This window comes from Amycolatopsis thailandensis, assembly GCF_042723255.1.
Lineage (GTDB): Bacteria > Actinomycetota > Actinomycetes > Mycobacteriales > Pseudonocardiaceae > Amycolatopsis > Amycolatopsis thailandensis.
Window position 1 is genome coordinate 1 of sequence record NZ_JBHXJK010000214.1, and the last position, 9,858, is coordinate 9,858.

Annotated in this window: 9 protein-coding genes; 5 read left to right on the forward strand and 4 right to left on the reverse strand. The window is 68.2% G+C overall.

All coding sequences use genetic code 11. The features are described 5' to 3' along the window. Window positions 1-503: 503 nt before the first annotated feature. Window positions 504-1,364 carry an alpha/beta fold hydrolase gene (locus ACFWMR_RS40965; RefSeq protein WP_093935891.1) on the reverse strand — a complete coding sequence of 287 codons (861 nt, stop codon included), beginning with the start codon at window positions 1,362-1,364 and terminating at the stop codon, window positions 504-506. A gap of 28 nt (window positions 1,365-1,392) precedes the next feature. Beyond that, a complete protein-coding gene (locus ACFWMR_RS40970; protein ID WP_378382284.1) occupies window positions 1,393-2,640 on the reverse strand; it encodes a cytochrome P450 family protein in 1,248 nt (415 codons plus the stop codon). A gap of 245 nt (window positions 2,641-2,885) precedes the next feature. Here ACFWMR_RS40970 and ACFWMR_RS40975 point away from each other — a divergent pair, with 245 nt between their 5' ends. From ACFWMR_RS40975 to ACFWMR_RS40985, 3 genes are all read left to right on the forward strand, one after another. Continuing rightward, window positions 2,886-3,338: a VOC family protein gene (locus ACFWMR_RS40975; RefSeq protein WP_378278044.1), complete on the forward strand. Its 453-nt coding sequence runs from the start codon at window positions 2,886-2,888 to the stop codon at window positions 3,336-3,338. Window positions 3,339-3,342: 4 nt separating this feature from the next. Then, a complete protein-coding gene (locus ACFWMR_RS40980; RefSeq protein ID WP_093935888.1) occupies window positions 3,343-4,137 on the forward strand; it encodes an SDR family NAD(P)-dependent oxidoreductase in 795 nt (264 codons plus the stop codon). 118 nt (window positions 4,138-4,255) lie between these two features. After that, a complete protein-coding gene (locus ACFWMR_RS40985) occupies window positions 4,256-5,068 on the forward strand; it encodes an alpha/beta fold hydrolase (RefSeq protein WP_378382285.1) in 813 nt (270 codons plus the stop codon). 61 nt (window positions 5,069-5,129) lie between these two features. Here ACFWMR_RS40985 and ACFWMR_RS40990 read toward each other — a convergent pair whose 3' ends face one another. Together ACFWMR_RS40990 and ACFWMR_RS40995 are read right to left on the reverse strand one after the other, a co-directional pair. Next, the gene (locus ACFWMR_RS40990) at window positions 5,130-5,438 is read right to left on the reverse strand and encodes a hypothetical protein (protein ID WP_093935436.1); all 309 of its coding nucleotides are present in this window, start codon (window positions 5,436-5,438) and stop codon (window positions 5,130-5,132) included. A 15-nt stretch (window positions 5,439-5,453) separates the two neighbouring features. Next, window positions 5,454-6,620 (reverse strand): epoxide hydrolase family protein, encoded by a 1,167-nt coding sequence (locus tag ACFWMR_RS40995; RefSeq protein WP_378382286.1) that lies wholly within the window; start codon window positions 6,618-6,620, stop codon window positions 5,454-5,456. Between the two features lie 237 nt (window positions 6,621-6,857). On the opposite strand from ACFWMR_RS40995, the gene ACFWMR_RS41000 reads away from it, so the two are divergent. After that, complete coding sequence (locus ACFWMR_RS41000) at window positions 6,858-8,291, forward strand: FAD-dependent oxidoreductase (protein ID WP_093935434.1); 1,434 nt, start codon at window positions 6,858-6,860, stop codon at window positions 8,289-8,291. Between the two features lie 44 nt (window positions 8,292-8,335). Then, complete coding sequence (locus ACFWMR_RS41005) at window positions 8,336-9,817, forward strand: MFS transporter (protein ID WP_378382287.1); 1,482 nt, start codon at window positions 8,336-8,338, stop codon at window positions 9,815-9,817. Window positions 9,818-9,858 lie beyond the last annotated feature (41 nt).

The following is a 9,858-nucleotide window of genomic DNA, read 5'->3' on the forward strand; positions in this document are numbered from 1 at the left end:
AGTGGCTTTCTGAGTCACCACGCGACCAAGACCGGACCCTAACCACTCACACGAGCAGCGCAACCAACCCTGACACTGAGTGGCTTTCGCGACGCAGCGCACCCCGACACCACTCACGCACAGAGTGGCCCAGGTGGTCGTGAGTGGCGTTTCGGTTTAGAACAGGGGAAAGTCGAGCGTGTCTTGTCGAGGTACCTGCGGGTGGGCGTGTCGGGTCGGGGTGAAGGGGACTTTCGCCGCATCGCACGCGGGGAAGGCTCCCTTCGCGTCAAGCCCCGCCGGTGTTCCGGTGCCCGGGCCTCGCTGGAGCCTTCGAGACACGCCGTCGAGTCACCGATCCCGGGTGCCCCGAATGTGGCATTGGGGACACTCAACGTCCCCAATGCCACATTCGGCGCACACCGACCGCCGGCGCCTTCGGTGCCGAACTCACCCCATAAACGCCGGAAGGGCCACAGCGCCGAGAACCGGCACCGTGACCCTTCCGCAGATCGCGGGCGTCGTCACGCTTCGAAGTACTCCATCAAGGTGGGCGCCCATGCCTTCTGATCGAACAGGTGGTCAAAACCTTCCCGCGTGAGAAGTTCGCCGCGAGGGATCTCCTCGGCGATCCTCGCGCACGCGTCGTGGATCTCCTTGATCCCGTCGTCCCCTCGCATGAGCAGCGTGGGCACGGTGATCTTCCGGATCTCCTCGTACGGGATGTCCAGGTGGTCCTTGCTGATCATCGCGTCGTAGTACGTCGACGGCGCCATGGACTCGAACGCCTTCCAAGCCGGGTGGCTCTTGAAGTGCTCGATGTTCTCGTCCTTGATGAAGCCGACGACGTCCCGCGCGAAGATCGTGACGACCTCTTCGCGACGGTCCTCGGCGATCAGCTGCTTGAGCTTCGCCACCTGCTCGGCCGTGGCCGTCTCGGACCAGTACGGGGGTTCGTACAGGGCGAGTTTGACCATCGGCGCGCCACCGGCCGCGGCCAGCAGCGCGATGACGCCGCCGGTGCAGTTGGCGAACACGTGACACGGCTCGCCGACGGCTTCGAGCACCGCACGCAGGTCGTCGATCTCGAGCTGGATCGTCCACTGGTCCGGATCGCCGTTGCCGCTCTCGCCACGGCCGCGCCGGTCGTAGTTGAAGACGCGGAACCGTTCGGACATGGCCGTCGCGAGCGGCGTGAACATGGCGCGGTCGTTCAGTCCCGCACCGACCACCACGACGGCCGGGCCGGTTTCCCCGAACTGCTCGTACGCGATCAGCGTGCCGTCGGCCGACACCGCCTTTTGCAGCACACTCTCGTGTTCCGCGTAGTCGAGGTTGAGGTCACCGAGGATCCCGCCCCCGCTCTCCGCCGTTTTGTCTGCCATGTTCGGACTCCTTCGACTGCTACGGGGGTCAGACGCCGACCGCGGACTTGCCCTTGAGCAGGACGGGCAGGCTCTCGTGGCCGTTGACCACGAAGCTTCCCTGTCCGACGAGCTCGGAGCGGTCGACCGCGAGTTCGATGTCGGGGAAACGCTCGAACAGGGCGGGGATGCCGGTCATCCACGCGCTCTTCGCCAGCCGGGCGCCGATGCAGTAGTGCACGCCGAAGCCGAACGAAAGGTGCGTCTTGTCCTCACGCAGCGCGTTGAACTCGTCCGCCGTCTCCCCGTGGATCTTCGGGTCGCGGCCGACACCGGCGAAGTCGACGAGCATCACGTCACCCTTGGCGATCTTCACGCCGCCGAGCTCGACGTCTTCGGTGGCGAAGCGGAACGGCAGGTGCGCGACCGGCGACTCCACCCGCAGCGTCTCCTCGAACACCTCCTCCCAGGCGATCTCCCCGGCCTTGACCTTCGTGAGCAGCTCACGGTCGGTCATCAACGCGACCGAAGCGTGCGCGAGCGCGTTGACCAGGGTCTCGGAACCGGCGCCCAGCAACAGGTGCAGGGTGCCGATCATCTCGGAGTCGCTCAGGCGCGAACCGTCCTCCTCCTTGGCCGCGATCATGCCGGTGGTGAGGTCGTCGCCCGGGTTTTCGCGCTTGTACTGCACCAGGTTGGAGATCGCCACCTGCCAGTTCGCCAGGTTCGCCTCCGCGACCTCGGCGGTGATGCGGGTGTCGATGTTCTTGTGACCGCCTTCGAGCACCTCCGCGCGGACGTCCACCGGAACACCGAAAAGGTCGCACATCAGACGGGTCGGCAGCTCCATGTGGAAGCGGCCCTTGATGTCCACGACCTCGTCGGGGGCGGCGGCGGCCAGGTCGTCGAGCAGCTCGTTGACCGTGGAGTCGATGTGCTCCTGCATCGCGTCGACCCGGCGCTGGGTGAACGCCTTCAGGAGCAGCTTGCGCAGCCGGGCGTGGTCGGCGCCGTCCTGCGTCGCCATGGTGTCCATGGCGGCCCAGGTGATCAGCGGCCAGCCGTCCGAGATCTTGCCGTCGATGTAGTCGGGCCAGTTACGGCGCGGGTTCTTGGAGAACAGCGCCTCGTTGCCCATGATCTCCTTGGTGAGCTCGTAGTCGTGCACCGACCAGGCGAGCACGCCGTCCGGGAGCTCGACCCGAGCGATCGGGCCCTGTTCGCGCAGACGAGCGGTCTCGCCGTGCGTGTCGGTGCCTTCGGGGTTGAGGACGTAGGGGCACACGGCGTCTGACATGAGACACGACCTCCAGTGGTGGTCCATTGTGGTGACCGATTGGCTTTTCAAGCTAAACCCGGTTTCGGCGGCTTTACGTCTTCGGGATTGCGGGCCTGCCGTGGGCTTTCGCGCCGGTTCCCGTCCTGGCAGTCCTGAAGAAGAAATAGAGGGTCCGCGCGCCGTAATCTCGCAAAAGATCACTAAAACGGCGCGGTAGGCGTCAAAGATCCCTTTCCGTCACGCCCGACTTCAGGAGAGCGCACATGGACATCGAACTCGTCCCGCCGCCGGCCACCCCGCTTCCCGAAACCCCGCCGGGTCTGCCGGGTCTGCACCACGCCACCATCACGGTCACCGACGTGGACCGCAGTGTGGCCTGGTACAGCGAGATGCTCGGCATGGTGCAGTGGATGAAGGAGGAGTTCCCGGGTGGTCGCGCCGCGGGTCTGATGCGCCCCGGCACCCAGGTCTTCCTCGGGCTCGCTTCGCACGACGGCAACGAGGGTGAGTCGTTCGGCGCGCACCGCACCGGACTGGACCACCTCACGTTCGCGGCCACCGATCGCGAAGAACTCCGCGCCTGGCACGCCTTCCTGGTCGGCAAGGGTGTCGAGTGCAGCGACCTGCGTGAGCACACCGAGCCGCTTCCGTTCGCGCTGTTCACCTTCACCGACCCGGACGGCGTCGCGCTCGAAATCTTCCACGTCGAGGGGTAGGGCCATGACCGACGCACCACTTGCCGTCGTGACCGGGGCTTCCTCCGGTATCGGCGCGGAGTTCGCCCGGGTCCTGCTCGACCGCGGGTACCGGGTGCTGGCCGTGGCCCGCCGTGCGGACCGGCTCGCCGCGCTCGCGGAGGGCACCGACGGGCGGCTGATCCCCGAGGTCCAGGACCTCACCGCAGACGGTGCGATCGAGCGGGTCGCCGCCCGCGCCGAGGAACTCGGCGGTGCCGATCTGCTCATCTGCAACGCCGGTCGCGGGTTGCAAGGCCGGTTCGTCGAGACGGCCCGGTCCGAGACCCTCGAGATGTTGCGGCTCAACGTGCTCGCGAGCGTCGACCTCACGTCCCAGGTGGTACCCCGGATGGTCGAGCGCGGCTCGGGCGGGGTGATCGTGGTGGCGTCGTCGCTGGGCTTCTTCGCGACCCCGAACCTGGCCGCCTATGGCGCCAGCAAAGCGTTCCTGCTGTCTTTCGCCGAGTCGTTGTCCACCGAACTGAAGGGCACCGGCGTCCAGGCCATGGCGCTGTGCCCTGGGCCGACCATCACGGAGTTCAGCGAGGTCGCCGGCCTCGGCGACGCGGTGGAAAAGACCCCCGGGCACACGACCGCCGCCGAAGTGGTGGCGGGCGCGCTCCGGGCCTGGGACGCCGGCCGCGTGGTCACCGTTCCCGGCACCGTCACCCGGCTGATGACCGCGGCGCTCGACCACGCGCCGCGCGCCATCGCCCGCCGCGTGATGGAGAAGGTGTTCCGTTCCCCGGAAGAAGCGACACAGATCCCGGCGGCTTAGTGGATCTGATCCGTGTCAGGAGAAGCCCGGTCCGGTTCGCCGGGCCGGGCTTTTCCTGACATAGCAAGGCTTTTCGTCCGATCGAGACAGGCACGACCTGGAGCAGAATGGCAGGCTCATGACCAAGACCCATACGCTCGACGTCCCGGGCGCACGTGTGCGCTATGAGGTTCGCGGCGACGGACCGTTGTTGTTGCTCATGGGCTCGCCGATGGGCGCCGCGGCCTTCGAGTTGCTGGCCGACGAGCTTTCGAGCGACCACACCGTGGTCACCCACGACCCGAGGGGCATCGCGGGCAGTCCGCTGCACGACCCCGACGAGGACTCCACCCCCGAGAAGCGTGCGGACGACGTCGCCGCCCTCATCGACGCCGTCGGTACCGGGCCCGCCGACGTGTTCGGCACGAGCGGCGGCGCGATGACGGTCCTCGCGCTGGCCACGCGGCATCCCGGCCGGGTGCGGACGGTCATCGCCCACGAGCCGCCGGTCCTGGAGTTCCTGCCCGACGCGGCCGAACAGCGGGCAAAGACCGACGACGTCATCGACACCTGCCATCGGCACGGGCCGATCGAGGCGTACGCGAAGTTCGCGGCCAACTCCGGCCTGGACACCGAAGAGCAGGGTTCCCCCGGTGCCGCCGGCCCGTCCTCGGCGCAGGACCTCGTGGACGCCGCCCGGTTCTTCACCCACGAGCTCCGCGCCACCACCCGGTACGTGCCCGACGTCGACGTACTGACCGCGGGCCCCAGCAACGTCTTCGTCGGCATCGGGGCGGACTCCGCCGGCCTGCAGACGTTCCACACGTCTCACGCGCTGGCGGGGCGGCTCGGCGAACCTCCGGTCGAGTTCCCCGGCGGGCACACCGGCTTCGTGCTCTACGCCGAAGAATTCGCCCGGGTCCTGCGCAAGGTCATCGGCACAAGGTCCTGATGCGTGTGAAGGCCTCCTTCCCTCGGCTCAGCCGAGGGAAGGAGGCCTTCACGGGTGATCGTCAGGCCGGGGTGCCGAAGCCGAAGGAGCCGACCAGGGCGCCGCCGGAGAAGACCGGGCCACCGGGGGCGCGGGAGCGGAACTCGCGCTGGAACTCCTGGAACGCGGTCGACGCGTTCAGCGGATTGTCGTCACCGTCGACGTAACCGACGTGGAGGAAGCTCACTCCGTCGTCGAGCCGGAATGACGCGTAGCTGAGGCCGCCCGGTCGTTGTTCCGCCAGCTGGGCGAAGACCGCCTCCACCAGTTTCTGGTTCTCGTCGGCGGCTTCCGGTGTCGTCTCGTACCGGACGACGAACGCTGAACCCATTTTCTGTCCCCTTCCTTAACGCTGTGCCTGGGCGGCCCGCCGGAACGACCGCAGGTCGTCGACGAACAGATCTGGTTCCTCCATCGCGGCGAAGTGGCCACCACGGTCGAACTCGTTCCACTGCACGATGTTCGGCAGTGCCTTCTCGGCGAGGCTCCGGATCGGCTGGGCGAGGTCGTGGGCGTACACGGCCACCCCGACCGGGCCCGGAATCGGCGGCAGCGGCTGCGGGTCGCCCCCCGAGGTGGGCATGAACTCCACGTTGTCGCAGTAGAGGTGCCCCGACGAGCCGGCCGTGCCGGTCAGCCAGTACAGCGTGGCGTGGGCGAGGAGCGTGTCGCGGTCGATGGCGTCCTCGGGGGTCTTGTCCGAGTCGCTCCACTCCTTGAACTTCTCGACGCTCCAGGCGAGCTGGCCCACCGGCGAGTCGGTCATGCCGTACCCGACGGTCTGCGGCCGCGTCGACAGCAGGCTCATGTAGGCCGAGCCCTGGGATCCGAAGTGCGCCAAGCGCTCCAGCCGGGCGAGGTCCGACGGCGGGAGCGAGGCGATTTCGTCCGGGCCGCCGGTCGGTGGCGCGAACAGGAAGTTGACGTGGGTGCCGAGGACGTGCTCGGCGTCGATCAGGCCGAGCAGGAGCGTCACCGTCGCGCCGAGGTCGCCGCCTTGCGGGATGTACTTGTCGTAGCCGAGCGAGGACATCAACGCGGCCCAGGCGCCCGCAACCCGGGGCAGCGTCCAGCCGTGTTGTTTGAGGGGGCCGGAGAAGCCGAAACCGGGCAGCGACGGGATGACGACGTGGAAGGCGTCCGCCGGGTCGCCGCCGTGCGAGCGCGGGTCCGTCAGCGGGCCGATCACGCCGAGGAATTCGAGGAACGATCCCGGCCAGCCGTGGGTGAGCAGCAGCGGCACCGCGTCCGGTTCGGGGGAGCGGACGTGCAGGAAGTGGATGTCCTCGCCCTCGATTTCGGTGACGAACTGCGGGTAGGAGTTGATCCGGGCTTCCAGCGCGCGCCAGTCGAAGCCGCCGCGCCAGTACTCGGTCAGCTCACGCAGGTAGCCCAGCGGGGTGCCACGGCTCCAGCCGACGTCAGGGGTTTCGGCGGGCCAGCGCGTGGCGGTGAGCCGTGCGTGGAGGTCGTCCAGGTCCTCCTGCGGGATTTCGACGCGGAACGGGCGCATCACGTGGTCCTCATTTCTGGCTCCGGGAAAAGGAAATGGGACACCCGGCGCGTGGAACGCGGTGGTCGTCCACCTCGGAAGCTACAACCCGGGAGCGGGTGGACGCAGCTCCCTGCTTGCTCGGAGCAGGAACGGAGAACCGCGCGGACGTCGCAACGAAGGAGAAGAGGAGCACCTTTCCCCGGTTCTAGCGTTGCGGCGTAACCGCTCACACCGCAGTCCAATGGGAGGACGTCCATGGGAACCAAGATCGGCGATCACGCCGTGGTGCTCGGGGGCAGCGTGGCGGGCATGCTCGCCGCCCGCATGCTTTCGGACTCCTACACCCGAGTGACCGTCATCGATCGCGACGACCTCACCGCCGCCGGCACCGGACTGCGCCCGGCGATCCCGTGGGCCGTCCACATCCACGCCCTGCTCGAACGCGGCCGCCAGATCATCGAGGACCTGTTCCCCGGGTTCGTCGAAGACATGCTCGCCGTCGGCGTGCCCGTCGGTGACTACGGCTCGACCTGCCACTACTGCTTCAACGGCCAGATGTTCGCCGAGACCGAGACGGGGATGGCCTGTGTGGCCGCCAACCGTCCGGTGATCGAACACTTCCTCCGCAGCCGGACCCTGGTCCGCCCGGGAGTCTCCCTCCGGGAGAGCACCGACATCGTGGGTCTCGAAGCGTCCGAAGACCGGAGCCGGATCATCGGTGTCCGCGTCCAGGGCCGGAACGGTGGCGCCGAAGAGGTCATCACCGCCGACCTGGTCATCGACGCCACCGGCCGCGGCTCGCGTTCTCCCCGCTGGCTCGAGGAGCTCGGCTACGAGCGGGCACCGGAGGAGAAGGTCCAGATGGACCTGACCTACACGACCATGGACTTCGTCGGCCCGCTGGAGAACGACCCGCTCGGCGACGACATCGCACTCGTCCCGACCGCGACACCGGCGTTCCCGCGAGGGGCGATCTTCGCGCGGCTGGCCGACCGCTACGCGCTCACGCTCACCGGCATCAACGGCGACCGCGCGCCCACCGATCGCGAGGGATTCCTCGCCTACGCCAAGAGCTTGCCGCGTCCGGAGGTCTACGAAGCCGTTCGTGACGCGGAGCAGCGTTCCCCGGCGGGAAGCTTCCGTTTCCCCGCGAGCATTCGACGTCACTACGAGCAGCTCCGCCGTTTCCCGGCCGGGTACCTGATCATCGGCGACGCGGCGTGCATCTTCAACCCGGTCTACGCCCAGGGCATGACCGTCGCCGCGCTCGGCGCGACCGTACTGGGCAAGCATCTCGCCAAGGGCGTCGAGCCGGTCCCCGCCGCCTACTTCCGTGACCTCGCGAGCGTCACCAACGCGCCGTGGACGATGTCCGCCGCCGCCGACCTCGGGTATCCCGAAGTGCGCGGCAAGCGGACCATCGCCACCAAGATGGCGAACCTCTACATGCCGAAGGTCCAGGCGGTGGCGGCGAACGACCCGCTGGTGGCGCGCGCGTTCATCCGCACGATCTCGCTGATCGACTCACCGCAGTCGCTGATGAAACCGTCGATGATCGGCCGAGTCCTTTTCGGACCCGGTGCGCGCGGCAAGCTCGAAAACCCCGCCAACGCGTCGATCGCGCCCGTGGCTTCGCTCCCGTCTTCGGAGAAGGCGGCACAGAACGACGTCGAGCGGCCCGCCGCCTGACGCCCGCTCGTTCATTTCTTCGTCCGAGGTTCGAGGAGTTCCCGGTGACCCAGTTGAGATCAGCAGGCCGGCAGCCCAGCGCCGCCGGTACCGCTGTGACAAGATTTCCCTTGGTGGTGCTGGTCCTGCTGTGCGCCGCCAACTTCACGGTGCTCCTGGACTCGCAGAGCGTCATGCTCGCGCTTCCTTCGCTCACCGCCGACCTCGGCATGAGTGCCGGCACCGCGCAGTGGGTGCTCAGCGCCAAACTGCTCACCTTCGGCGGCTTCCTGCTTCTGGGTGGCCGCGCGGCCGACCGGCTGGGTCGTCGCCGGGTCTTCATGACCGGAACCTTGTTGTTCATGGTCAGTTCCGGGGTCTGCGGGTTCGCCTGGAACGGTGAAGTGATGATCATCGCGCGGGCATTGGGCGGCGCGGCGGCGGCACTGATGGTGCCCACCGCGCTGTCGATCCTGATGAACGCGTTCCCGGAAGGCCGCAGCCGCAACATGGCGCTCGCGGGCTGGGCGGGCATCGGCGGGATCGGCGCCACCGCGGGGCTGCTGATCGGCGGCCTGCTCACGCAGTCGCTGGGCTGGCAGTGGGTGTTCATCATCAACGTGCCCATTCTCGCGCTCGTGGTGCTGTTCACCCCGATGTTCGTGCGGGAAAGCCGTGGCGCGCAAAGAGAAGGTACCTACGATCTCGCCGGCGCGCTGACCAGCACGGTCGCGATGGTCGCGATCATCCTCGCGGTGAGCCAGGCGACCGATGCCGGCTGGGGCAGCGCGTCCACCCTCGGCCTGTTCGGCATCGCCGCGCTGCTGGTGGTGTTGTTCCTCGTCATCGAGCGGCGGTCGTCCTCGCCGCTGTTGCCCATCGCCCTGCTGCGCAAGGGTTCCATGGCCGGTGGCAACCTCGTGGCGCTGACCATGGGCATGACGGTGTTCGGGCTTTCGGTGACGATTTCCCAGTACGCGCAGATCGTGCTCGGATACGGGCCGCTGAAGTTCGGTGTGATGCAGTCCGTGATGCCGATGCTCGCCTTCGCCGGTGCCTACGTGGGGCAGACCGTGGTGACCAGGATCGGCTTCCGCCCGGTCGTCGGAGCCTGTCTGGTGCTGATGGGCGCGGGTTGTTTCCTGCTCTCCTTCGTGCGTGCCGACGGCAGCTACGTGCCTGACATGCTCTGGGGCCTCGTGGTGTTCGGCCCCGGCCTCGGCGCCGGCACCGCCGCGGCTTCGGTGGCCGCGCTGGCCAAGGTGCCCGAACGCGCCAGCGGCGTCGCTTCCGGCCTCAACGTCGCCGCGTTGCAGGTCGGCGGGGCTTTCGGGGTCGCGGTGGTCACCTCGGTGACCACGATGTTCACCCCGGCGCCCGGCGGACCCGCCGAGCTGGCGCAAGGGCTGGGAGCGGCGTTCGTCGCGTGCGTGGCGTTCGTCCTCATCGGACTGGTGGTGACGCTGACCATGTTGCGCGGCAAGGCGCGGACGGCGGACGTCGAGAAGCTTCCGGTCAAGGAGAAGGACTTGCCCCTCGCGAGTTGATCCACGGCGAAGTGCCCCGTCCCGGTTGCTCGGGGCGGGGC